The following is a 26,092-nucleotide window of genomic DNA, read 5'->3' as shown; positions in this document are numbered from 1 at the left end:
GATAATATATTTAGCCGACAGCTTAAGGACTCTTTGCTTATTTATAGCAGGCAATTTTGCTAAATTTACACCCATGAATACACCCCCCTTTAAGAGTGATCATCCTTATACATTAAACTGCAACGGTCGCCTTATAATACTGGACCAGCCCATTATTATGGGGATACTAAACACCACTCCGGATTCTTTTTCTGATGGAGGTGCTTACTTAGACGAGCGAAGTGCTATAATACACGCTGAGAAAATGATTGCTCAGGGTGCAACTATAGTGGATATTGGCCCACAGTCTACCCGTCCTGGTGCACGTAAAATACCTTCTGAGGAGGAAATAAAAAGAATTGGCAATATTATAAAAACTATTAAGCTGATACATTCAGAAATAATGGTTTCAGTTGACACTTTCTATGCCTCTACTGCCCAATATGCTGCAGATCAAGGCGCGGATATCATAAATGATATTTCTGCGGGCCAATTCGATCCAGAAATGCTACCAACAATAGCTCGAAGCAATTTGGCCTATGTTTTAATGCACGTAAATTCTTCATACGAAACAATGCACCAATTAAGGGAAGAGGAAAATCTTGCCTTTGAACTAAACCGATATTTTTCCTCAAAGTTGAAAACCTTGAAAGACATGGGAATTAAAAGCATACTATTAGATCCAGGTTTTGGTTTTGGGAAGTCTATTGCTAGCCAGTATGACCTTATAAACCGTCTAAGTCTGTTGGTGCAACAACAGTACCCGTTGCTGGTAGGAATATCCCGTAAATCATTTATATACAAACCATTAGGCAAAAATCCCAAAGAAGTGGACGATAGAACTCAAGAATTGCATTACCAAGTGCTACAACAGGGAGCGAAAATACTTCGGGTACACGATGTTGCTTCTACCCGACAAACTATTGAACGTTTTATGTCTGAAGCGAAAGCAAAAATCTAATACCATCAATTCTGCGATGCAAGTTTTTGGGCGTACTCCTTAGCGAAAATCCTACGGTCTTCATTTAGTTTCTCCAGGGTCGGAGGCAGAATATAATTGAACGCAATCTTCTGATCTTTTCCTATAAATTCTATAAGTTTTTCCTCTCCGTCGACCATTTGAGCGAAAACTTCCCACATTGAGGTATCTTTTTGTTTTAGTAGTTCAAAAAAATCTTGCGCTTGAATCTGTATCGTTTTCATTAATGCAAAATTAATAAATTCTTTGTACCAAGTACTGTCGCTCAACCGATGTGTTGTTTCGGGAAATATCTCTCTATTCAGTCAAACACTTTTTCGAGATCCAGTGTAATTGGTTAAATTAGCAGGTACCAAACTTGCGCCAAGTTATTCAAAATAAACCTATGATAGCAAAATCGACCATTGATAAGATTTTCTCTGTGATTAGAGTGGAAGAGATTATAGGTGAATACGTGCAATTAAAAAAAGCAGGCACTAATCTCAAAGGTTTGAGTCCTTTTAGAGATGAAAAAACGCCAAGTTTTGTGGTCTCTCCAAGTAAACAAATATGGAAAGACTTCAGCACAGGAAAGGGAGGTACAGCTATTTCCTTTTTGATGGAAATTGAAAATTTTACCTATCCTGAAGCTTTAAAATACGCAGCCAAAAAGTACAGCATAGATGTTGAAGAGTCAGCGATTGCACAAACGCCAGAACAAAAAGCTGCACAGGGGGAAAGAGAACAATTATTCAAGATTCATGAAGTTGCTTTGGATTTTTTCATACAGCAACTTCATCAAACTGAGGAGGGTAAAAGCGTTGGTATTTCCTATTTAAGAGAAAGGGATCTACGGATAGATATAATCGAAAAATTTCAGTTAGGTTACTCCCCTATTCAAAAAAATGCCTTTACTCGAATGGCCCTTGAGCGAGGATATGGAAAGGAGCTACTAGAAAAATCAGGACTGTCTATTTTCAATGATAGAAATCAAGGAATAGACCGATTCCGCGAGCGTATTATTTTTCCTATTCATAGTTTCTCTGGCAGGGTGCTTGGTTTTGGAGCACGTCTATTGAAAAACAATCAAAAGGTAGCTAAATACCTAAATTCCCCAGAAAGTGAAATATACCATAAATCACACGTTCTTTATGGACTGAATCAAAGCAAACAGGCCATTTCTAGGGCGGATCTCTGCCTCTTAGTGGAAGGCTATATGGATGTAATATCACTTCACCAACACGGTGTAGAGAATGTAGTGGCGAGCTCGGGAACAGCACTGAGTGAAGAGCAGATAAAGCTCATAAAGAGACTTACTGAAAATGTAACAATTCTTTTCGATTCGGATCAAGCCGGTATCAAAGCAAGCTTCCGAAGCATAGACATGCTTCTTGTTCAAGGAATGAACGTTCGCATTGTATTATTCCCCGACGGGCACGATCCAGATTCATTTGCACGATCGCACTCAAGGGAAAATTTACAGGATTACATTACTAGTAACGCACTGGACTTTATAAATTTCAAGGCGGAGGTTTTATTGAAGGACGCCGCCAACGACCCCATAAAGATTTCAGATGCCATAAAAGACATTGTACGGTCGGTCGCTAAAGTAAGCAGCCCTCTTAAGCAAGAAGTTTACCTGAAAGAGGTAGCCACCCGATTTACACTCTCGGAGCAAAGCCTCTTTAATGAACTGGCTTACATAAAAAACGCAGAAAGGGCAGTGAAACCTGCCAAGAAGGAGCTAAGAAATAATTTGGAGAAAGTCGAACTTCCAGAAAACTCTGTAGATGCTCTTTTAGTGCTAGAAGAGAAATTAATTGAAATTATGCTTAAGTACGGCGACCTGGTACTTGTAAGAAGTGAAGGAGAGGAGCAGTTTCAAACTACCGTAATAGAAGAAGTACTAAGCCACTTGGAAGAAGACGGTTACCAAATGCGCTCCATTCTTAATTCAAAAATTATACATGAAATAAAAAAGGGCCTGGAGGAAAACGAATTAAGAAAAGGCGATTTTTTCTTGAAATTACTGGATGAAGACCTTTCTGTTAAAACTGCTGGCGTGTTAATAGAGCAACATGAAACAAGCGACTGGGCTAAACACAATATTTTCTTTAAGAAAGAAAAAGACGTAGTTTCTACTCTGGTTGAAGAAGTGATTATAAGGCATAAAAGGGAATTCATAATGCAAATGATAAGTGGATTAAAGCAAGGCTTAGCTGCAGAAGATGATCCCACAACTTCTTACAAGCGGATCGTGCAGTTAAATAAATTAAAAATGGATATTGACCAGATGCTTCATCGTATTTTATGACATTTTGACTGCTGATGATTTGGGAACACTATTTGAGATGATAAACAAAAATAGAAATTATGAATATTAAAAAGGACTTTAGAGATTTCTCAGTCAAACATATGGGGAATAGTGGGCTAGCAACAGATCAGTATATGGGCATGTACGGACCTACCAATCTTACACCTTATATTATGGAGGAAAGAAGGCTTAATGTTGCACAAATGGATGTGTTCTCACGTTTAATGATGGACCGTATAATTTTTCTTGGGACGGGAATAGACGACCAAGTAGCAAATATTGTAACTGCCCAACTTTTATTCCTGGAAAGTGCAGATCCCTCAAAAGACATACAAATTTATATTAATTCACCCGGTGGAAGTGTTTATGCGGGACTGGGAATTTATGACACCATGCAAATTATAAAGCCGGATGTAGCTACAATTTGTACAGGTATGGCAGCCAGTATGGGAGCAGTACTGCTAGTGGCTGGAGAAAAAGGCAAACGCTCTGCCTTGAAACACTCCCGTGTGATGATTCATCAGCCTTCTGGTGGTGCGCAAGGGGTGGCGTCTGATATGGAGATCAATCTACGTGAGATGCTTAAACTTAAACAAGAACTATACGAAATAATTTCCCAACATTCTGGACAGACTTATGATTGGGTGGAGAGATCCTCTGATAGAGATTATTGGATGACATCTTCAGAGGCTAAAGATTATGGAATGGTGGATGAGGTGTTGGAACGCAAACCCTAATATTCTTGAGTATATACGAAAGCCAGTATCTTGGGATACTGGCTTTTATTATTTAAATGTAGGATAATCAGGAAAAGGATATTGTTAGCTAAAAAGATCCTTTACTTTATCGAAGAATGATTTCTCCTTACCGGAAGGTTCCGGATTCATCTCCCCAGAATCCATCTGTCTTTCAAAAAACTCTCTTTGCTCAGGATTTAGTCTTTGCGGCGTCCAAACATTGATATGTACAAACATATCCCCCTTACCATAACTGTCTATGCTTGGAAGACCTTTACCCGCAAGTCGAAGTATTTTACCAGATTGCGTTCCTGGATCTATCTTGATCTTCACTTTCCCTCCTACTGTGGATATCTCCTTGGACGTACCAAGAGCAGCTTCTGAAAAGGATATATATAACTCCTGGTGCAAGTTATCCCCTTCACGCTTTATATCTTTATCTTCTTCTTCTTCAACGACAACCAAGAGATCGCCTGGACTTCCTCCAAAGGGTGCATCATTACCTTTTCCCCTCACGTTGAGTTGGATTCCCTCTCTAGCACCTGCAGGAATGTTTATTGTAACCTCTTCATCGTCTCGTATTAAACCTTGCTCATTGGCACCAGCGGGAATCTTATCAGCAACTTTTCCCAAACCTTGACAAGTAGAACAGGTAGTTTGTGTCTGCATCTGCCCAAACATCGTGTTCATAACTTTTACTTGTGCTCCTGACCCATTACAGGTTGAACAAATCTTAGAAGTAACTCCAGGTGCTGCTTTCATCTTTTTAACCTTGATGGTCTTTTGTGTACCATTGACCATTTCGTTTAGGTTAAGTCGGATGCGCACCCTTAAATTGGATCCTCTGCTTTGGGCACTGCGACCTCCTCCGCTAAATCCTCCTCCGAAACCTCCTCCGAAGATATCACCGAATTGGGAGAAAATATCTTCCATGCTCATTCCTCCTCCGAAGCCACCGCCACCAAATCCTCCACTTCCACTCATTCCGGCATGTCCAAACTGATCATAGCGAGCTTTTTTATTAGCATCACTAAGAACTTCATACGCTTCTGCTGCCTCTTTGAATTTTTCCTCCGCCGACTTGTCCCCTGGATTCTTATCTGGATGGTATTTAATCGCGAGCTTTCTGTAAGCTTTCTTAATCTCCTCTCCAGTAGCATTTTTTGCCACACCCAGGACTTCGTAGTAATCTCTTTTTGCCATAATCTTTAAATTGCATGGTTCAGGTTGCCCTGCCCTTTCTCTTATATTCTAACTACCAGTAACTACTTTAGCAAAGCGAATTACTTTATCGTGTAATTGGTATCCAGTTTCAATTACGTCCACAATACGGCCTTTCAAATCGTCGCTTGGCGCAGGAATCTGGGTGATTGCTTCATGCAAGTCCACATTAAAAGCATCGCCACTATTAACTTCAATTGGTTTAAGACCTTTATCTACCAACCGGCTACGAAACTTTTGATAGATAAGCTCCACGCCTTTAAGATGTTCTTCATTGTCACTTTGACGTAAATCTTTCAACGCCCTTTCAAAATCGTCCAGTACATCGAGCATGGATGTCATCATTTCCTGACTTGCGTACTGAAAATATTCTAGTCTTTCTTTATTGGTTCGCTTTTTATAGTTTTCAAATTCAGCGTATAAACGAATATAACGGTCCTTTTCGGCAGACAATTGTTCCTCTGCAGACGGCTCATTTGTCACGTTATTTTCAACTTTTTCGTCCATTGAAGAAGTTTCTGAATCCTGCGTAGTTACTTCCTTTTCATTTAATTCTTCGTTAATCTCTTTATTCTCTTCCATAATACCTTTTTATTTAGGGCTAATTTCTCAAATTAACTGCCAAAGATACGAAACGGAAAAAATGTCACATTATAAAAAACTTCCAAAAGAGGATTCTCTTGGAAGTAAATTTTTTATGTGTCTAATGTCCTATTATTTTACAAATCGGATAGATGTACGGCGGTCAATTTGACGCTGCTGATCTGAAGCACTTTCTGCCACAGTTGAGAACTGCTCTCCATATCCTTCCGCCTCCACCACTTGCGCAGAATTAAGTGCTGATTTTACTGCTTCGGCCCTCTTTTGTGATAATTCCAGATTTAATTGATCGTCACCCTTTCTATCACTGTAGGCCCCAATTTTAATCTTTGCATCGGGATATGCCTTTAAAATAGAGCGGATATTCTCTAACTGTACTTGGGATTCAGGCGTTAGTTGTGTTGTACCAAATTCAAAATTTAGATTATCAAAATCAAACCAACGGTCCTTTAGTATTTCGTTGGTAGCCTCTGCATATTCAGGCGAAGAAAGAAAAGTTGTAATTTGTTGCTCGATACCTCCTTCGTACGCTTCCACACTAGCATTATTAGGTAATGCTATCGTGGTGGTAGTTCTTGAGTCCAGACTGTCATTTAAGACATTCACAGTATCACTTTCAATACGCGTAGAATCCACCTCTACCACTGTAGATTGCACTTCCTTGTTGTCGCATTGTTTAAACAGAAAGTAACCTGCCGCCAGAAGTAAAAGTAAAGGTAAAAGCCACTTCCATATAGAGGAAGAGTCCCCCTGCGGTGCTTCTGTGTAGACATGGGTCTCACCAGCTCTATTAACTTCCACTTCCTTTTCCACATTTTCCTGCATAACTGCACCGTTATCTAAAGCCTCGAAAGTATGGCCAGATGAATCTGTTACAGGATCTTTACTTTGATTTTCTACCAAACCAAACGCACCTAAAGAAAGTCCAGCAGGCATAATAGTTGCTGCATGAGCCGCTTGTTCTGACAGCAGTCTACTTACTTGATCTCTATCTAAGTTGTGCTCCTTGCGGTATCTTGAAAAAATTCCCGTAACGGCGCTAAGGACAATAGGTAATAAACGCTGAACAGCAGAAGGACTTACATCAGCAAAATTAGCTACCGCATTCTCCAGACCACTTATTCGATCTTTGAAAAGTACATCTGAAAGAGTGGTGAATATTCCTGGGGCACTCTGCTCTCCTAGTGTTCCCAGATGAGAAATGGTATCGTCTTGCATTATAGCATCATGCAGAACAGGATGATTGGATTCCTTGCCTAATGCTGCAAGTACTGCAGGCAACAATGCCTCAAAAGATCTCGAAATGCCCGACTCACTTTCACCTAATTGTGTCGCTGACTTACTTACAAGTGCTGGACCTAATTGTCCCCTCATAAGGTCAATAAGATTTGAATTCATAATAGTTTGTATTTGGTTAATGTTCCACAAACTATGCAAATTTCAATCCAAAAAAAGGTGAGAACTAGTAGGCTTTAGCAAAGATTACGCGTCGCGAGGATGGCTTTTTACTTAACAATGATGTTCCTTGTTCGAGTGGAGCATCCAGAGGAATACACCGTATAGTAGCCTTTGTCAATTCTTTAATTTTTTCTTCCTCTTCTGCGGTTCCGTCCCAATGCGCCGAGATAAATCCTCCCTGGGTTTCAAGCACCTGCTGAAATTCTTCGAAAGTATCGACTTGGCGAATATTTTGTTCGCGGAAATGCAAAGCGCGTGTATATATATCTTTTTGTATTTCAGCTAACAGAGATTCCACCGTTTCCGCTATTCCTTCCAAAGGATAGGTTTGTTTGGTAAGTGTATCTCTTCGGGCCACTTCAACTGTTTTGTTTTCAAGATCACGCGCACCCATGGCAATACGGATAGGAACACCTTTAAGTTCGTATTCAGCAAATTTCCAGCCAGGTTTATTCTGTTCGTCGTCATCAAATTTAACTGAAATTCCTTTGGCGCTTAGCGCTTTGGAAATTTCGTTAGCTACGCTTCTTATTGCTTCTAATTGCTCGTCACCCTTAAAGATTGGAACGATTACAACTTGAATTGGCGCCAAAGTAGGTGGAAGCACTAAGCCTTGATCATCAGAATGAGCCATTATAAGAGCTCCGATAAGACGCGTAGACACGCCCCAAGACGTAGCCCAGGCATATTCCGTTTTACCTTCCTTATTAGTAAATTTAACATCAAATGCCTCTGCAAAATTTTGCCCAAGGAAATGAGATGTTCCTGCTTGAAGGGCTTTTCCGTCCTGCATCATAGCTTCAATACAGTACGTTTCCACTGCGCCGGCAAAACGCTCTGATTCACTTTTAACGCCTTTTATAACAGGCATTGCCATAAAACTTTCAGCAAAATCCGCATATACTTCCAACATCGTTTGAGCCTCTTCAAGAGCCTCTTGCTCGGTGGCGTGCGCCGTATGTCCTTCCTGCCACAAAAACTCGGCAGTACGTAAAAAAAGTCTAGTACGCATTTCCCACCGAACGACATTAGCCCACTGATTGATCAAAATCGGAAGGTCTCTATACGATTGGATCCAATTTTTATATGTATTCCAAATAATGGCTTCAGAGGTAGGACGTACGATTAATTCTTCTTCAAGTTTTGCTTCGGGATCTACTATTAATTTTTGCGGATTGTTTGGATCGGTTTTTAGTCGATAATGCGTTACAACAGCACATTCTTTTGCGAATCCTTCCGCATTCTTCTCCTCTGCTTCAAATAGACTTTTTGGAACAAACAGTGGGAAATAAGCATTTTGATGGCCCGTGGCCTTGAAACGTTTGTCCAACTCATCCCGCATCTTTTCCCAAATTGCGTATCCATAAGGCTTTATCACCATGCTTCCCCGGACACCAGAGTTCTCAGCTAGATCTGCCTTTACTACCAATTCATTATACCATTTACTGTAATCCTGCTCGCGGGAAGTTAATTTTGCCATTTTTTTGCTGTGTATTTGAAAATCTATTTAACCTTAAATTAAATTTACAATCTAAATTAAAAAGCTTAATTTTACGGGTAAACCCTCGCTGGAAGTACCCTTTTGAATAGGTTTTGCAAATATAATCGAAATAAAAATTTTTCGCCTTAATATGAAACAAAATATACAATCTAAAATCCAAAAGCTTTGGGATTTCAAAGTTTTTGTAGGCTTAGCGGCAGGCCTAAGTCTTCTTTCGTGTGGTGCGTACCCTGGAGGGTATAGTGAGACCGATGGAGTTTATTACGATCCTGCTACAGACACCCTTCCTCAAGAGACAATTGTTTATCAAGATGGTAATGAAGTTGGTGAATATTACGACTACCAAGACACGCTCACCACCATTGAGAAAAGCAGACAGAATACAGAGGTAAGAAATAACAGATACCAGATTTGGAACGATCAGGATACAACTAGTTCCGACTGGGGAACATACACAGGCTCTGAAACCATTTGGAACGATTGGGGTTATTCGCCTTTTTACTACGGTTACAATCCGTACTTTGGGTACAGGCCGTATTTCAATTTAGGTTTTTCATGGGGGTACCCGTGGATGTATGGCTACGACCCTTTCTTCTTTGATTATGCTGGCTGGGGTTACGCATCCTATTGGAACTGGGGAATGAATGGAGGATACTATGGCTACAATCCGTACTTTGGAATGTACTCTCCTTTTTATGGATATGGTTACGGCTACCCGTATTATGGTGGCAATACCTACTACCAAAGGCCACCCTACCGTAAAACCGGACCAGACAGAGGCTTTGTTGGCACAAACGCCACTTACCCATCTAACACTGGCTTTAGAACCAATACTTCCACAACCCGGTCTGTAGGAAATACATCCGCAACCTCACAACCAAGGCTTCGAGCGACCCAAGGGGTAAGAACTACCTCACCTATAGAACAACCCCGCAGAATTGAACGCTCCGTGGAACAGCGTAACAATGAGTACCGTTATAACAATGATGGAGGCTTCAGGAATAATTCGGGAGGGTTTAGAAATGATGGTGGCTTCCGTTCCGGAAGTTCTTCAGGAGGATTCGGCTCTGGAAGCAGTACACGTTCCGCAGGTCAAAGAGGAGGTTTCAGATAAACTTAACTTTATAATTAAATGCTTAAAAAATCAATTCTTATCTTATCGGTTGCAGCAACCTACTACGTACAGGCGCAAGATGCTTCCGTATTACGCAACTCTATAGAAGTATACCAAAATCCCGTGTTGGGAGGCTCTGCAAAATATAATGCTATGGCAGGCTCTATGGGAGCTCTTGGCGGAGATGTTTCTGTTATAGCTTCCAATCCAGCAGGCGTAGGTGTAGCAATCGCAGGAGATGTTTCAGGGACATTAGTTATTTCAGGAAGCGAAAATATAACGATGTTGAATAATCAATCCTACGATTACAAAATAAATGATACCGATCTAGGTCATGTAGGAGGCATTGCCGTGTTTGGTACGCGCTCTAATTCACCGTGGAAATTTGTAAATCTAGGTTTCTCGGTAGTACGTTCTAGTATAGAAGACTATTCTGAGAGCCCTGGAAATAATAGCATTGCTTTTAATCTTCCAGATTCCGATCGTTTATTATACAACGGACATGCATATAACAGATTAGGTGATGTTACTAAGATGGCATTGGCTGTTGGTGGTAATTACGACAATCGATTCTATTTAGGTGCTGGTATTAATCTTCACGGTGCGACACTTAGCCAATACGATTCGGCCGCTATGAAATTTGAAAATTCTGGAGATGTAGAGGTTTTTAATAAGCAATATACCCCCTACCATGAGGATGCCTCTGGATTTTCAGCATCGGTTGGAGTTATCGGCAAACTAAACAACCAAATCCGCCTGGGTGCATCATTGGAGACCCCCACGTGGTGGAGCATAGAAAGATCCTACGAATTCTACGGTTACGATAGTGCGGACGATGGATTGTATGGAGAGGATAGAGGTTATAAAACACCTATGAAGGCGACCCTTAGTGCTGCCTATGTGCCCACAAAGAATTTCGCACTTAATGTGGATTATGCAGTGGGTCTATCCAAACCAGAATTTTCAAAGATGGATGTAGCAGCTCAGGAAGAGATCAACACTTTTCTTGATGCAAACTATCAGAATTTCTCTGAAGTGAAAGTGGGTATGGAATACCGTATGAACCAAGTCCGACTTCGAGGAGGATATTCCATGACCACAAGTCCATTTGAGGATATTTCCCTGCAGGTCAATCAACCTAGCGGTTCTGTAACTGCACAAACTCTTTCAAATCTATATGCGGGTGAAAGAGAAAACATTGGACTGGGAATTGGATATGATTTCCGCTCCTTCTATCTTGATGCTGCATATAATATGATTAATTCAACATATAAAAGTCCATTCCTTGCTGGATCTTCGACAGCAGGAACGGAATATTATTCCCCTTCAGCATATTTTGATAATGACGCCTCAGTGGTGTCTGATGTAGAAAATAAAAGAAGTTTAGTAAGTCTAACCTTTGGTTGGAAATTCTAAAGTATTCTCTTAACATAAACAAATCGACTTCATCGTATTGGTGAAGTCGATTTGTTTATTAATGGTTATGAAACATATGACCTACCATTGCTAGCAGGACTCCTGCAATAACCAAAGAAATCTTCAGCCAATCAATATTGTGATTTTTATTACTCTCAAAGATAATAACAGAAGAAATGTGCAAAAATATTCCCCCCACCAATGCCAGAAAATAAATATATGTTTTGGGATCAAGGTATGTCCCCAAAAGCATTCCTAACGGTGATGCTAAAGAAAATACTATTACAACGGCCCAAGAGTAGGAAGTGAACTTCTTGTTTTTGAATAAAAAAGCACCTAACACAAAGGAAATTGGAACATTATGAAATAGAATACCCTGCAAGTATGCAGAATCTAAATCCTTTTCGTTAGCTAATGGTATTCCTTCAATAAATGCATGAATAAAAAGGCCCAAAATGAGCGCTATCGGCAGAATCGCTTTTTCGGAATGATGGTGCATATGACCATGTTCAAATCCTTTAGTTAAATTCTCCAAGAACATCTGGAGTAAAACTCCTGCGATTACCCAAAGCCCAATGTTATGAACTTTTGCGTTATAAATAGCAGGAAATATCTCATTCAAACATACAGCGATCAGGAATCCTGCACTTAAGATTAATAGGAATTTTGCCCATCTTTGTTCTTTTCCAAAAAAACGCCCAAGTAGCACGCCTACTACAACACTTAACACCAAAAGTAAAACTACCATTATTATTGTTTTTGAAATACTACAATGCAGCGCGGAGAATTCTGAGCGTCGTACGAATTAAGATAATAGTCCCCGAATTTTCTTATAGAAGTGAAACCTTGAGAATGCCCCAGCACAAGTATTTCATCCAAGGTATGAAGCTTTACTTTTTCAAAATATTCATGTTGGTTTCCCTCCACTTCAAATCGAATCCTTTTAATGACTGTTCCATTTTGGATCGACTTATCTATTAAAAAATCTATTCCTTCTCTATTGACCACTTCGGTGGGCGTAAGCCTACTTTGTACGAATGGGGCATTAAGGAAATCCAACACGAAAAGACCTCCGGTTTTTAAAATGGAATATACACTTTCGAACACCTTTTCATCATCACTAGGGTTATCAAAGTAGCCAAAGCTTGTGAAAAGATTCACAACTGCATCAGCAGAAGGTCCGTCAATTGGATCACGCATGTCGTGCACCGCGAAATGAAGCGCCTCATTCTCAAACTGCTTGTTGTGCTCTATACAACGCTCAGAGAGATCCAGTCCAAGCACATCATAACCCAAACTATTTAAAAACAGTGAGTGCCTTCCTTTTCCGCAGGCAAGGTCAATGACACGACTCCCCTTCGCTAGCGACAACTCCCCTAGTAAATGAACTATAAAGGAACGAGCTTCATCATGGTCCCTATTATTGTATAATATATGATAGTACTTGGTATTGAACCAGGTTTTAAACCACTCCATTGTGCAAAAATAACTAAATTTGCCACAATCCCACCTACAAAGGACACTTGAGGGAATATTCTAAAAAAAAACAAGCATGGACATTGACAATCTACCTATTCAGGTCAAGACCTTTTACGGTTTAGAGCATATTCTCGCCGAGGAATTGAAAAAACTAGGAGGACAGGACGTTGAGATAAAGAACAGGGCAGTCAATTGCCGGGGAGATTTAGGCTTTCTTTATAAGATTAATTACAGCGCAAGGACTGCGGTAAAAATACTGGTGCCAATATTTGAATTCAGGGCGCTCGACGAACAGCAGTTTTATCGCAATCTCAATAGGTTCGAATGGGATAAATATCTTCATATTTCGCAAAGCTTTGCCATTGACGCTACTGTACATTCCGAAAGGTTTACACATTCGCAGTTTATGACACTAAAAATGAAAGATGCTATTGTGGACTATTTCCGTCAAAAATACAACCGACGTCCAGACGTAAATCCCAAGGATCCTTCTATCCGTTTTCATTTACATATCGATCGGGAATATATCACCATCTCTATGGATTCCTCGGGAGCACCTTTGTTTAAGAGAGGATATCGTAAAGTTCAAGGAGAAGCTCCCCTTAACGAAGTACTTGCCTCTGGAATGCTACAAATTGCTGGATGGGAAGGCAAAGGAAATTTCCTAGACCCCATGTGCGGAAGCGGCACCCTTTTAATCGAAGCGGCTATGATAGCGCAAGATCTTCCTGCGCAGCTTTTCCGTCAAGAATTTGGATTTCAGAACTGGCAAAACTACGATGCACAGTTATGGTTTAAAATCAAAGAAACGCGCATTAATAAAATCAAAGAGTTTACAGGAAAAATTATTGGATACGACCAGGACAGCGCCATGATTTCAGCATCAAGGACGAATATTGAAGCAGCGGAACTGGAAGATATCATTGAAGTTAGACAACAAAACTTTTTCACTACTAAGAAGGAGCTCTTTCCATTATTAATTGTGTTTAATCCACCCTACGATGAAAGGATAGAAATACAGCAGGATGATTTCTACAAAAACATCGGTGACACTTTTAAAGCAGGCTACCCGAATACGCTTGCCTGGATGATCACCTCTGATTTAGAAGCTGCAAAAAAAGTAGGCCTTAGACCATCGCGGAAAATAAAACTATTTAACGGAAAACTCGAAACGCGTTTTTTACAGTACGAGATGTACGAGGGCTCAAAAAAAGCCAAAAACCAATCTTAAACCTTCCTGTATTTCTATGGTCCCTGTCTCCATTTCCATAATAGTTGCAATTTACAATAGAAGGGATGAACTCTTTGAGCTACTCAATTCCTTAGCTTTTCAAGACGATAAGGATTTTGAAGTCATCATTGTAGACGACGGGTCCCAGGTGGCACTACTTCCTATAGTGGAATTGTTTAGTGACAGACTTAAAATTGACTTTCACCGCAAAGAAAATTCGGGTCCAGGTCTTTCTAGAAACTTTGGTGCTAAGAAGGCATTGGGAACGTGGCTGGTGTTTTTAGATAGTGACTGCATAGCTCCTAAGAACTATATCACGCAAATAAAAGCAAATATTCGGACCCACGATTGTGATGCTTTCGGGGGTTCCGATAAGGCGCATAAGGGCTTTAATCTAATGCAAAAGGCAATTTCATATTCAATGACCTCTCTTTTTACTACAGGAGGCATTAGAGGAAGAAAAAAAAGCGTAGGAAAGTTTCAACCCCGAAGTTTTAATATGGGGGTAAAAAAAGAAGCTTTTACTCGTGTAGGTGGCTTTTCTGAGATGCGTATTGGTGAGGATCCTGATTTAACAATGAAACTTTGGGAGCAAGGATACCAAACCTGCTTCTTTGACAACATAGGGGTATACCACAAAAGAAGAACTGACTTTGGCAAATTCAGTAAGCAGGTTTATGAATTCGGAGTTGCACGTCCCATACTAAATATGCGCCATCCAAAGTACATAAAAGCTACATTCGCTTTTCCTACTTTTTTTCTTTTAGGGTATATCATTGGCTTTATCACCTATTTTTCGTCTGGAAATACCTTTCTTTTGAACCTTTACGGTATCTACACCCTTTTAGTGTTCCTTCACGCACTTATTACTTTAAAAAACTTAAGTATTGCGTCCCTGGCCGTGATCGCAACCTATATTCAGATGTTCTCTTACGGATGGGGATTTTTGGAATCCTGGGTAAAATTAAATATCTTAAGAATGCAGCCCAAAGACGCTTTTCCAAAGCACTTCAACCATTAAGTCTTTTTTGATTAAAATGCATTCCCAGAAGGGCCAGTCCCCAGGATAATATACCTAAAACCCAAAACCATATAGGAGTTGGAAGTGAACTCATCATAAATAGAGACTGTACTAGAAACAGAATCATGCAAATGCTAACAGCCAGCAATGCCCTACCACGGGCAATATAAGCTGCTGTAAACCCACTGACAAATGCGCCGGACCCATAAGAGAGCACTACAAAAAACAGAGCCATAAAAGGCGCTGTTTGTACGTAGGTTGCAAGTTCATCTAGGTCGTTAGGATCTACATCGGCCGGCATGGGATAGAAAAGATGCCCTAAACTCTGCACTGCCCAAATGGTTAGTGAGCCTGTGATTAGACCCGCAATAATAGCAATAATCAGTCGCATTATTATTTACATTTATTTTTTAATCCAGCCCCACGGTGTACGAGGCTCGTGAACCGGATGTTTCAAATTAAAGGACACGGAGAATTTTCTATCAGTCCCAATTCGGTTAAGGTTATATACGAATTTATACTCGTCCAATTGAATCCACCATACATTTTGCGCAGCTGCAGGCACTAAACCCGCCGTAAAAGAGTCTGCAGGAAAAAACTGGATGTTCTCAGTACCTTTATTGGAACTTGTCCCTCCATACTTTGTAATTTCGTCAGGTGATCCATCCTTTTTTCGGTGGTCGTGCTTCAAAGTAAGATTTCCAGAAGACTTGGCTCGGGTAAAGACCCATGTGCGGGATGCATCTTCACCTACAAAGAAACCTACTTTCACTGTATTTGCCGAGCATTCAAAGACCGACATTGTCAGCCGTTTTTCAAGGAAATCGCTACTCTGTGCACTGTCATTGGTTACTTTACCCTCAAATGCTTTACCGCACTGTTGATTTAAAGAGGACCAAAAGGCACCAGCATCACTAGCTTTTTGAGCAAAGAAAAAACCGCACAAAGCAAGAAATAAAATGACACTGTAAATTTTTCTTTTCATATTCTAGGGTGTATCAATAGATACACGCTGCCCGTGGGATCTAGCGTTCATCTCCGGTGAATAAAAACTTTGAATAGTAGCTGGTCCAGTACTAAAATCACCTGCCGCAAAGGCGGTCAAATCGTACTCTAGAACATAACGTCCCTTAGGGAGGTACTGAATGAAAAAATTACTACTTGCATCCTTGGTGCTTTGGTAGTATCCAAATCCATCCTTATAACTAAATCCCGATATAACATCAACTGGCTCTAAACCTGCCGGGCGCAGGTCTTTTAGATGCAGATACTCAAAATCCCTATCTGCATTAAGTACGAGTCTGACGGTAACCTTATCTCCTCTTTGCAAAACACTGTTAGCAGAAATTGGATCTAATCTGGACCCACTTGAAGTGGAAACCTTCGTATAATACTGCTTTTCAACCGAAAGTCCAGAACTACTACTGAGTACTTGATCGGCATTTTGATAGTACAAGTGATGAATACCACCTAGCACCACTCCAGGTCCTGACTTCTTTACTGATACCCAACCCGCATTTCTAAGCTGCTCAGTATCCTGTACAATTTCTTTAAAGTAACCTGATTCGAGCTCCTGCTGTGTTAATTGCCTAGAGCCCCACACCACTTCAGCAGATTGGGCATTGGGAGCAAGCCACGACACTCCAGTACTTAGCATGAGATAAATTACCTCCGCACTCGAGCGTGAGGTCGGCCAAGAATTACTGCGTTTGTGTGTTGCTAAATGCACTTTCAGTCCCTCTATAAAATTTGCATCCTCAGGCGTGATAGTATTTATCGCCTCCATTGCTCCGGCATGGTTATCTATCTGTGCATTGTAATATCCCCAGCCGGGCGCATTGTTTTTCCAATAAGTACCTACCTCTTCACTCTCTACTGAGGTCTCCTTTAGATACGTTGCTAGCTTTAGAGCAACCTCTTTTTTGCCATAAATTTGAAGTAGCAATGCTGTTCTATGAAGTCCGTAAAATGTAAAATCAGTTAGCTTAAGCGAATCTGCCTGCGCTAACAGGATCTTTTTCCATTCTAGCCCTCTACCTTTTAGGGGATACTTTTTCTCCCACCTACTTCGTGCATCTAAATATTCGAGTACGTAGTTGTTGGGTTTATCCAAAGTCGTGTCCCCAAAATGGTTTTGTAAGTAACGGTCTACAAAATCCACCAAATTCTTCTCCAAAGTACTGTTCTCAGGGGCATAATCTATCAGAGAGCCATCCATCCACTGCGAAAGCCTTCCAAGTTGTTTTAATATATACAGTGATACCCCAAACGAACTCGGATAGCCTGGATACCAACTAAATCCTCCGTCGGGATTCTGTCTTTCAGCAAAGGTGCTCCAATTAGTGCGCAAATCCATTCGTATGGTATTGGAATCAAAGTACCTAGCAATTTGCTGCATTTGGAAATCCTCATCTTTACTTTCTAAAACCCATGGTGTTTCATCCATGAGCACCTGTTTAAGTTCCGAATTCTTATTTAGATTGGATTCTAGCCCTCCTTCAATTAGTTTTTGTTCATAGAATTGCTTAAACTGAGGATTACGTTTAACCATTTCTACTCCAATCACATCTGCAAACCATTTATTGAACAGATTGTCTGAAGAAAGTTGGGGTTCAGATTTTAGGGAAGGTAGTGCAAGCATTATATCCCATAACGGATTGGTGATAATTTCCAAAACTGCAGAATAGGTTCTAGCACCTAGGGGTAGGTTAGTTAGTGAAGGTAACTGAACATCCACTTCTTTTCCCTCTCTTGCATGAATTGCTTTACTATCCGTTACAAGTATTGTATTTGGAAGGATTGGAAGCGATTTCTGCTCTCCGTCAGAAAATTTCCCCGCTGTTGCTACCACTTTGAAAATCATTGCACTGATTCCCTGAGGTACGTTCAATTTCCAACGTACGGCCGTCTGTGCCTGTCCTTGGAAGTCAAACGATTTAATAGATTTCTCGGTTGTAAGGTGTTGACTTAGGTTTTCTCCCGTAAGGGCATCAGTGACGGTAAGTGCAACAGAACCCTTATTTACCTCTGAGTTAAGCCTTGAAATTCGGGCAGTGAATTCTATAGTGTCTCCTTCCCTTAAAAACCGCGGGTAATTAGGGCTAACCGATATCTCTTTTTGTGTGACTACTGTTTTATCCAAAAGCGCAGACTCACCATTAGTTCCATGCGCTAGAGCCTGCATCCGCCACTGCGTAAGAGCCTCTGGAGCTGTAAATTCCAAATGAACTATTCCGTCCTTGGTGGCTGTAAGGTGAGGGTAAAAGAATGCAGTTTCTGATAAATTTTCTCTTAAAGTAGGGGTTGTATTGGACGGACTTACTTCTGTGGAGTCTGCAACAACACTTTCCTCTATCTGGGCTTTGGATTCTTTCTCTCGCGCCGCTTGCCCTCTTATCACCATTTGTGTGGCTACTGGAGGTGGCGCTGCGTAATTTAAAGATTCAAGACCTAAACGACCAGTCCAGCTAAACCCAGGCCCAGTTATCTCGTAAGGATTCACATACTCATACCGTTTACTGTAATAGCGCTGCTCTAAATTTTCGTCCATATGGTACCTGGCAATTGTAGGCGTCGCAAATCCAGGAAGCGACCACTGCCAGGAGTTTGTTGCAAACTGATCTAAGGCACGGTCGTACATGGATACTAAGAATTCATACTTTGAAATGTCCTGAGTGGCCTCCTTCAATTTCAGTGCCCATTTTTCTTTTTTCCCGGGCTCCAATTTATCTCTAAACACAAGTGTTTCCAAAACCAATAGTTTTTCATGAGATACTATACGTACCGTATTTTGATAATTTTCATAACTATTCAAAGCAAGTAATTGCACCTGCAAATCCAGAGTTCCTTCCTTGGCAGTAAGAGAGCTAGGAACAGTCAATTTCCCTACTCCGTTAATGATTTTTAGTTCCTTACGATGCCGTTCTCCAGCGCTTGACTGTAGTATTGTATGAACTCTGACACCGTTGAGTGCAGAATAGATATAAATATCTACATCTTTACCAGCATCTACAGTCTCTGGAGCCATCACACGTAGTAGTGGTTTTTGGTTTGGTGCCAGTCCATTTTTAGAAAATACCTCGAATTCCCTTTCTATTTTTATGGTGTCACTCTCTTCTATATTATAGATAATTAAGCGGTACGATCCTTCAGTCAAAGAACCAAGGGATAGACTATCTGAAGCCTTGACAATTGGTCCCATAACAATACTTTCTGCCTTTTTTTCGTTCTTAAGGTCATTTTTATGGTAGGGATCAAAAGGAAATACAGAAATAAATTCCTCTCTACTTTTCAAAGGCTGGTCCTGTGCTTCATTTAAGAAAGTCTTACGGTATAATCGATCTCTACCTTTTAACTTTTCAAGTCGGACTGAATATGATTTTTTAAGCAATTCCCCGCTGTAATTTTTTAATGCAACCGGAATAGTAACATTTTCATCATTGAAATACGTAGGCTGTGTCTTGGCCTCGATATAGTGGGTTATCGATGAGACTTTAAAGTCTTGCGACTTACTTTGAAATTCTCCCCCAAGGTCCGAAATGGATACCGTAATCTGATAATTGTCAATCTGAATTCCGTCTAATTCGTTGTCCTCTTGCAAAGTTACAGGAATTTGGAAACGCCCTTCTCCATCGGTTTGGACCTCGCCAATGATAACATTTTCGGAATCGTTGTTTCTAGGATACCACGGAAAATAGAGGTACCGTATATTACGCTTTTTTATTTCGTACGTTATTTTTTGATTACTCATACCCACCCCTGAATAAGTCTTGGCTGTACCGCTCACCATTATTTCCTGGCCGTAGCTGTAATCGCCTTTTACAGGGTCAAGCGTAATTTCGAAAGTGGGTCTTTTATATTCTTCCACCTGCACACATTTGTATGCAGAAAAAAAATCACCATCTACCGATTTTTCCGCATTCTCGATTTCAAGACAGAAGGAACCATTTAATCTTCCCGCAGGAATAATAAAATTGCCACTTTCGGAACCATGAATATTAGTTATGATATTTTGTCGTTGTATTTCTTGTCCGTTTGCATCCTTAAGAACAATTCGAAGTGCTTTGCCTGGAATAACTTTGTGGTTTGCCTTCGTGGGATCTGTTGTAGTTGCAATAACTTTAAAATAAAGCGTCTGTCCCGGTCTATAGATAGCACGGTCAGTAAATACCTGAACGTGATGGTGTACCTTAGGAGTATAGTTCTCGTACGTATCACGGCCGTATCGGTTAAATAGAACATACTCTCCTTCCCTTGGTACATGAAGTAAAAACTGACGGTAATAATTAGTGTCTACTGGCTCGGGCATTATAAATACTCCATTTGCATCCGTAACTACATTGGTCTGCTCGCCGGGTTTTCCCCGAAGATACTCTTTAATACTTAGTTCCGTGTTCACTAATGGCGCACCCATTCTTCTATCCACCAGACGGTATTTCAGCGCCCCATCGCGCGTAGGAATGTCTTCGTAGACTAGCCCGGAACTACCCACTGTAAAGTAAAACTTTTCTACCACCGTGTCTTTCACTAAATATTCTCCAACATACACACCTGACTTTAAACCAGGCAACTCAATGGATGTTTTATGCATTTGAAAATCAGGCGTGGGAGGCAATGAGTAATTCAGCGTATGAATGCGATTCTTTGCGATCTTTTTAAAACTTTCTTTGTCCCACCGGCTTGGAAGATATGCCATGAAAGCATTTATATCTTGAACCGTGTATATCCGTATCGAAAAGGCACGAGTATTCTTATATTCTGCAACCGTGTGAATGGGTTCATTGGGCAAATTATGACCTTGAAATTTAAGCACTAAAACTTCCTGCAAGATTTGATTTTCGATATTCTTCAAATTTCTTAGAAAGGGTGAGGTATTATACGTTTGCTGGGCTTTCTTAATTAAATCTAGTGCCTGCTGTTTCTTATTGTTTTCACTGTAGCTCTGCGCCAAATCCTGTATGAGCATTATTTGGTAGTCCTGCTGTGGGTCCCAAGATATCAGATTTAATAATTTCCCTTCCAAATCCTCACACTGTTGATGCGGACATTCAAAAAGCAACTTTTTATGGAGATAATAGAGCTTGGTATTGCCTGAGTGTTTTGCGATCATTGTATCGAAAAGATTCAAAATTGTCTCTTTGTTTTTCTTTAATTCCAAAGGGGTAAAAAACGCACTTTGGGAAAGAAATTCCACTTCTTTCAAATTCTTCCATTCAAGCAGTGTAGGATGAAATTTAAGATACTCACTATTCTCCAAAACTTCTGCAAGAGGACCAAGTTTCATTTGATCAAGAGATACAGAAGCCGAATTTATCTGCGCAAATAAATTGCTAATCTGGTTCTTGAACTGAAGTTTGGACCACGTTTCTAAATCGCCTGTTTGCTCTGTACTGGTTCTGCCTGAAATACGCCAACGGTTATTCTGATAATAATCCATTAAATATTCGATTTGCAGGACTCGAATCAAAGGCTTAATATGCGGAGACATCTGATTATTTAGCGTGTCCAGCTTTAAATAAAAATCCGTTGCAAAGCGGTTCTCACTGTCATCCTTAGTGTAGTTACCAATCTGATATTCGTAACGTAGCGATTTAACCAACTGAAAGTGATTCTTTTCTACTAGCGCCTTTTGTTGCAGTTTTTGAATTAGAGGAAGGGTAGATTTATACTGACCCGCTTTTGCCATAGCCTCAATTTTTTTCCATTCTAAGTCAAAATTGGTTTGGGCTTTAACAGTACACCCCAGAATTAGAAACAAAACGAAGGAAAGGATGATCTTATAATTCATATGTAAGTTAATGAGAGAGTTAAAGATAAATAAAAAAACATGGGAAAAGTGTATTTTTGTATTATGAAATCCTTGCAATCTGTAAGCCAACAGATACGTATCCCCTTCCTAGTAGCTCTGATGGGTACATTCTTCTCGGGTGTTGTACTTGATGTAACACATAATCAAAACCCTTTGGCACTTGTTCTTGGATTTATCATGATCTTTCTAGGGTACGTCTTTACTCGTACTGCGGGGCCAGCGGTTGTCTTTTCGCAAACCTTTATTTTCTATGCTACTGCATTTGTAGTATGCGGTTTTCTTGCGTTTGTCATACAGGGTTGGGAACTAGTTTACAAATTTGCAGCGATAACTATACTTGGAATATTATACAACTGGAAAATCTCGCCCATAAAAATCCGCTCTATACCCTTTATCAAAGCACTTTATGTGGGGTTAGTGTGGGCGCTAGTAATTAGCTGGATGCTTCCACAAACATTTTTATACAGAGTATTCGTACTGGTTTTTCTACTCATAAGCGCTCTTGTACTGTTAAGCGATATTAGAGACCAAAATAGGGACCAGGTTTCCACATTTGCCAATACACTTGGAATAAGAAATACACAAATACTTATTTATTGCTTTCTTGCAATTAGCCTTTTTCACCTCTTTGGAGATATGAAAAAAGAGTTTCATCTCGCAATGGGCTTGACCATACTGTTGATTTTGTTTTTAACGGCTTGTAGTACCTGGTTGCACAAGCACCCTGCATTTACACTTGCATTGGAACTCTCAGTGGGATTCCCAGCTTTTATATATTGGATAGTCCCCTAAAGTTGAACGCAATTGTATTAGAAATTGTGCTTGAATAAAAAACTCGCTAACTTCGCTGCTGGCTATAATCCCCAATTTCGTGCAGGTAAGAAACATCAGTTTACTTAATTTTAAGAACCATCCGGAAAGGCAATTTGAACTTTCCAGACAAATCAATTGTTTCGTGGGCGATAATGGTGCGGGTAAAACTAATGTTCTTGATGCCCTACACTACCTTTCTGTGGGTAAAAGTTTCCTTGGAACCTCCGACACTCAAAATATAACACGCGGCTCAGAATACTTCACTATTCAGGCACTGATTGAAGAAGAAGAAAGGGAGCATTTACTAAATGTGCACCAAGCACAAGATGGTAAAAAACATATTCGAAAGAATGGAAAACTCTACACGCGTATTTCCGAACATATTGGATTCTTACCTAGTGTAATGATCTCACCGTACGATTCTAATCTTATCAGCGATTCAGGAGAAAGTCGCCGGCGCTTTATGGACGGTATGATTTCACAGGTGGACTCCCAGTATCTACACGATTTGATTCAGTATCAAAAAATACTCAAGCAGCGCAACGCGCTCTTAAAATATTTTCAAAGAAACCGTACATTTCAACTTGAATCCTTGGAAATTTACGACGAGCCCTGGGCAAGACTTGCAGCAAATATTTTCCAGGTACGACGGGATTTTATCCAGACCATCACACCTATCGTCCAGTATTATTACTCAGTGCTTTCTTTAGGAAAAGAAGAAATTGCAATGGAGTACCATTCGCACCTCCACGACACCGACCCTATGCACCTGCTTCGAAATAATCTAGAAAAAGACCGAATGCTAAGTTATACGGGGCAAGGCATTCACAAGGACGATCTGTGGTTTGGTTTAGATGGGTACCCACTAAAAAAATCCGGTTCGCAAGGACAACAAAAATCGTTCTTAATTGCATTGAAATTAGCACAGACAGAACATCTAACAAAACATGCCGGGAAAAAACCAATTCTGCTTCTAGATGATATCTTTGACAAATTGGATGAAAGCCGTGTGACCCAGCTAATTCAGCTGGTGAACGCTCAGGATTTTGGCCAAATGTTTATAACCGATACCCACAAGGAACGGACTGAAAACATTGTAAAACGAATCAACGAGGAAAGTAAAGTATTTGAAATCTAATGCGAAAAAAAAAGAGGGAATTTACTGCAAAGGAGGTAACGTCATTGATTACTAAAAAGTACGGTTTGCTTTCCAACAGTACGCAATCCACTATTTACAAGGCGATAGAAAAAGTGCTTGGACCCGAAGCTATGCACCAAATAATCCATACAGCTATCAGTGAAAACACAATCATTTTGCGCACCTCTTCCCCTCTACTAAGAACCGAGCTCCACCAGCACAGAAGCGAAATTCTATTTCGACTTAACGAAATGCTTTCCGATAAGGAATTTAATGATCTTCAGGTCTTGTAGAGGCCTTTTCCATAATGACTTTGGATCTTTGATCAAGCTCACCGGATCGAATAGGAATTACAAATCGCATGGGATTGGAAAGAAAATATTTCCAAATCGCACGCAGGATTTCTTTGATTCCCCCGGTTGTTAATTTCCTAGAGCGCATCGCCAAGAACATTGACAATCCAAAACTAATCAAGAAATTAAAGAAACCGATAAGAAATACCGTGACAAAACTAATCCAGAACGTATAAGCATCCACATCAAAATCCTTCCCATATAGTCCCAGTGCGAAATTACCTGCAGCAAAAGTAATGTGTCGAATGTCCAGATCCACCCCTAAAAAGGTACCTATAGGTCCAGTCACACCCAGGAATACTCCAAACCAAAAATTGGACACTATTCCCGCCCAGTTTCTTGAATAATAGCGTGACAGTGATTTAGCAGCGCGTTCACCAAGGACCGTTTTAATGATAGGGTTCTTTGCAATCCTTGCTGGAATTTGGTAGTATACGGAATTATTCCCCACATTCCCCGAAATGATTCCAGACAAAAACAGATAAAAACCCGCAATACTTGCGTGCAGTAATGCTTTTGATTTAATGGGATCCAAATCAGACAGAAGCACCGTGGACTTCTCTGATGCAAAGTTATTGTTGAAAAGTACATCTATTCCATAGATAAGAAGTAAGGCTACCGGAAAGGCCCATAAAACATTTCCCATAAAGGCAATAAATTGTGTACGGAAAAGACGTGACACGATGTGCGCAAAGTCCCTGTAGTTCTTTTGGGTATTATGATCCTCACTTAATACTTTTGCCATAGTGGCAGCAGTCATGGCCGGTTGCTTTGTAGCAAGGGTGAAACCCATCAAATAAATCATTATAAATCCCATCGCATAATTAAATGCATACATAAAAGCATGGGAGAACTCAGATCCTGGCGCAAAGCTGTACAGCATCTTTAACACACAGAGGGCTCCTACAATGACCCCACCACCACTTGCATTCCAAAACATCACAGAATATTCCTTGAAAGTGGATGTTATGTAGTGGGCTCCTGTTTCTGCCGTGTGGTTGGTTATCAAATGAGACTTTAATCTAGTGGAATCATTGAAAAGCTCGGAAATATTATTTTTGTGTGATTTGTATTCCAATACATTCATTACCAGCTTCTTAGAATTCCTAAGCACATCCTCCGGTGAATCCATTACCCAAAGGGCGAGTATCTCTGATACCCTGACGATTTGCTGCTTAATTTTTAAGAGAGACTGATTAATTTTTCCAGTGATACCGTAACGTGATGAATTCTTGAAAGCAGTCTCAATAAAAACCAAACACTGCTCTAAATAGATTTTGATCTGCTTATACTGCGGATCCTTTGAAGTGAAATGAAAATCTGGATTTTTTCCAAACTCCACTTTTAATAAGTCCATTTCGTCTTGGAGGGCAAGAAAGGGATTATCATAGTTCCGGTATTCTGGCACCATATTCATCACTCCGGTATCCAGAGCATTTCCTACCGCTCGCCACGCTAAGATATTGGCCGAGAATAAAAGCTCCCGTTTTACACTTCTGGAAAGAATAATACTATCCATGCGCAATAGTCTGAATAATTCATCCAATTGCTCCTGGGGCACTTCTCTCATATAGCGAAAATCACTACCAGGCCGTACAAAGATGTAATCCACCAAGAACCAAACGGAGTTCTCATTACCTACAGGTGGAAGAACAATATCCAAGGCCCGTTTACGAAGTTCTGGAAGAAACGCATTTTCAGATAGAATATTAGCCTCCGTCAAAGAAAGATTAAACGGTTTGTCTTTAAAAAGATTTGTAAGATACGTGCTGAAGTTGTTGGTGATGTCGGGATTTTCCTTAAAGAATGCCAGCACACTACTAAAAGGATATCTTTTGACACTATGGAAAATCTCATAGAGAGGCTCCAGGGATTTAGTCTCATTCTTGAAACTGAAATACTTTTTGAATAAAGTACCAAAATCAACCTTGGTCCTGGTAAATAGTGCCAT

At 40.3% G+C, this 26,092-nt stretch carries 21 protein-coding genes; 10 read left to right on the top strand and 11 right to left on the bottom strand.

Features of this window, described 5'->3' with window-relative positions:
• The first annotated feature begins 73 nt into the window (after positions 1–73).
• The gene (folP, locus tag IC612_RS02735; RefSeq protein ID WP_228512842.1) at positions 74–940 is read left to right on the top strand and encodes a dihydropteroate synthase; all 867 of its coding nucleotides are present in this window, start codon (positions 74–76) and stop codon (positions 938–940) included.
• A 5-nt stretch (positions 941–945) separates the two neighbouring features.
• Here folP and IC612_RS02730 read toward each other — a convergent pair whose 3' ends face one another.
• Positions 946–1,182: a hypothetical protein gene (locus IC612_RS02730; protein WP_194738638.1), complete on the bottom strand. Its 237-nt coding sequence runs from the start codon at positions 1,180–1,182 to the stop codon at positions 946–948.
• A gap of 161 nt (positions 1,183–1,343) precedes the next feature.
• On the opposite strand from IC612_RS02730, the gene dnaG reads away from it, so the two are divergent.
• A complete protein-coding gene (dnaG, locus tag IC612_RS02725) occupies positions 1,344–3,251 on the top strand; it encodes a DNA primase (RefSeq protein WP_194738637.1) in 1,908 nt (635 codons plus the stop codon).
• Positions 3,252–3,310: 59 nt separating this feature from the next.
• The gene (clpP, locus tag IC612_RS02720) at positions 3,311–3,988 is read left to right on the top strand and encodes an ATP-dependent Clp endopeptidase proteolytic subunit ClpP (RefSeq protein ID WP_194738636.1); all 678 of its coding nucleotides are present in this window, start codon (positions 3,311–3,313) and stop codon (positions 3,986–3,988) included.
• 84 nt (positions 3,989–4,072) lie between these two features.
• Here the strand turns inward: clpP and dnaJ are convergent, their stop codons facing one another.
• From dnaJ to proS, 4 genes are all read right to left on the bottom strand, one after another.
• Positions 4,073–5,191: a molecular chaperone DnaJ gene (dnaJ, locus tag IC612_RS02715; RefSeq protein WP_194738635.1), complete on the bottom strand. Its 1,119-nt coding sequence runs from the start codon at positions 5,189–5,191 to the stop codon at positions 4,073–4,075.
• A 48-nt stretch (positions 5,192–5,239) separates the two neighbouring features.
• Positions 5,240–5,791 (bottom strand): nucleotide exchange factor GrpE, encoded by a 552-nt coding sequence (locus IC612_RS02710; RefSeq protein ID WP_194738634.1) that lies wholly within the window; start codon positions 5,789–5,791, stop codon positions 5,240–5,242.
• Positions 5,792–5,923: 132 nt separating this feature from the next.
• Entirely contained in the window at positions 5,924–7,207 is a 1,284-nt protein-coding gene (locus tag IC612_RS02705) for an OmpA family protein (protein ID WP_194738633.1), read from the bottom strand.
• A 64-nt stretch (positions 7,208–7,271) separates the two neighbouring features.
• Positions 7,272–8,747: a proline--tRNA ligase gene (gene proS, locus IC612_RS02700; RefSeq protein WP_194738632.1), complete on the bottom strand. Its 1,476-nt coding sequence runs from the start codon at positions 8,745–8,747 to the stop codon at positions 7,272–7,274.
• A 151-nt stretch (positions 8,748–8,898) separates the two neighbouring features.
• Between proS and IC612_RS02695 the strand changes: the two genes are divergently transcribed.
• Positions 8,899–9,882 (top strand): hypothetical protein, encoded by a 984-nt coding sequence (locus IC612_RS02695; RefSeq protein ID WP_194738631.1) that lies wholly within the window; start codon positions 8,899–8,901, stop codon positions 9,880–9,882.
• 18 nt (positions 9,883–9,900) lie between these two features.
• Positions 9,901–11,298 (top strand): OmpP1/FadL family transporter, encoded by a 1,398-nt coding sequence (locus IC612_RS02690; RefSeq protein ID WP_194738630.1) that lies wholly within the window; start codon positions 9,901–9,903, stop codon positions 11,296–11,298.
• A gap of 58 nt (positions 11,299–11,356) precedes the next feature.
• Here the strand turns inward: IC612_RS02690 and IC612_RS02685 are convergent, their stop codons facing one another.
• On the bottom strand, positions 11,357–12,046 hold the full coding sequence (locus tag IC612_RS02685) for a ZIP family metal transporter (protein ID WP_194738629.1): 690 nt from the start codon (positions 12,044–12,046) through the stop codon (positions 11,357–11,359).
• 2 nt (positions 12,047–12,048) lie between these two features.
• Positions 12,049–12,774, bottom strand: coding sequence for a class I SAM-dependent methyltransferase (locus tag IC612_RS02680; protein ID WP_194738628.1), 726 nt, complete (start codon positions 12,772–12,774; stop codon positions 12,049–12,051).
• Positions 12,775–12,850: 76 nt separating this feature from the next.
• Here IC612_RS02680 and IC612_RS02675 point away from each other — a divergent pair, with 76 nt between their 5' ends.
• Together IC612_RS02675 and IC612_RS02670 are read left to right on the top strand one after the other, a co-directional pair.
• Positions 12,851–14,008 (top strand): THUMP domain-containing class I SAM-dependent RNA methyltransferase, encoded by a 1,158-nt coding sequence (locus IC612_RS02675; protein WP_194738627.1) that lies wholly within the window; start codon positions 12,851–12,853, stop codon positions 14,006–14,008.
• A gap of 16 nt (positions 14,009–14,024) precedes the next feature.
• Entirely contained in the window at positions 14,025–15,029 is a 1,005-nt protein-coding gene (locus tag IC612_RS02670) for a glycosyltransferase (RefSeq protein ID WP_194738626.1), read from the top strand.
• On the opposite strand, the gene IC612_RS02665 is transcribed toward IC612_RS02670, so the two are convergent.
• Genes IC612_RS02665 through IC612_RS02655 form a run of 3 tightly spaced genes read right to left on the bottom strand, consistent with a single transcriptional unit; the run spans position 15,019 to position 21,816 of the window.
• A complete protein-coding gene (locus tag IC612_RS02665) occupies positions 15,019–15,420 on the bottom strand; it encodes a hypothetical protein (protein WP_194738625.1) in 402 nt (133 codons plus the stop codon). The genes IC612_RS02670 and IC612_RS02665 overlap by 11 nt on opposite strands.
• A 12-nt stretch (positions 15,421–15,432) precedes the next feature.
• Positions 15,433–16,014 (bottom strand): hypothetical protein, encoded by a 582-nt coding sequence (locus IC612_RS02660; protein WP_194738624.1) that lies wholly within the window; start codon positions 16,012–16,014, stop codon positions 15,433–15,435.
• 3 nt (positions 16,015–16,017) lie between these two features.
• Positions 16,018–21,816: an alpha-2-macroglobulin family protein gene (locus IC612_RS02655; protein WP_194738623.1), complete on the bottom strand. Its 5,799-nt coding sequence runs from the start codon at positions 21,814–21,816 to the stop codon at positions 16,018–16,020.
• A gap of 39 nt (positions 21,817–21,855) precedes the next feature.
• Here IC612_RS02655 and IC612_RS02650 point away from each other — a divergent pair, with 39 nt between their 5' ends.
• The 3 genes from IC612_RS02650 to IC612_RS02640 all read left to right on the top strand — a co-directional run bounded on the left by IC612_RS02650 (position 21,856) and on the right by IC612_RS02640 (position 24,081).
• Positions 21,856–22,629, top strand: coding sequence for a UbiA prenyltransferase family protein (locus IC612_RS02650; protein ID WP_194738622.1), 774 nt, complete (start codon positions 21,856–21,858; stop codon positions 22,627–22,629).
• Between the two features lie 79 nt (positions 22,630–22,708).
• Complete coding sequence (recF, locus tag IC612_RS02645; RefSeq protein ID WP_194738621.1) at positions 22,709–23,788, top strand: DNA replication/repair protein RecF; 1,080 nt, start codon at positions 22,709–22,711, stop codon at positions 23,786–23,788.
• On the top strand, positions 23,788–24,081 hold the full coding sequence (locus tag IC612_RS02640; protein WP_194738620.1) for a DciA family protein: 294 nt from the start codon (positions 23,788–23,790) through the stop codon (positions 24,079–24,081). Before recF ends, IC612_RS02640 begins: the two co-directional genes overlap by 1 nt.
• On the opposite strand, the gene IC612_RS02635 is transcribed toward IC612_RS02640, so the two are convergent.
• Complete coding sequence (locus tag IC612_RS02635; protein WP_194738619.1) at positions 24,059–26,092, bottom strand: recombinase; 2,034 nt, start codon at positions 26,090–26,092, stop codon at positions 24,059–24,061. The two genes, IC612_RS02640 and IC612_RS02635, sit on opposite strands and share 23 nt — an antisense overlap.

This window comes from Planobacterium oryzisoli (assembly GCF_015354315.1).
Classification (GTDB): Bacteria; Bacteroidota; Bacteroidia; order Flavobacteriales; family Weeksellaceae; genus Planobacterium_A; species Planobacterium_A oryzisoli.
The sequence above is the reverse complement of the archived record's forward strand: the minus strand, read 5'-3'. Positions and strand labels throughout refer to the sequence as shown.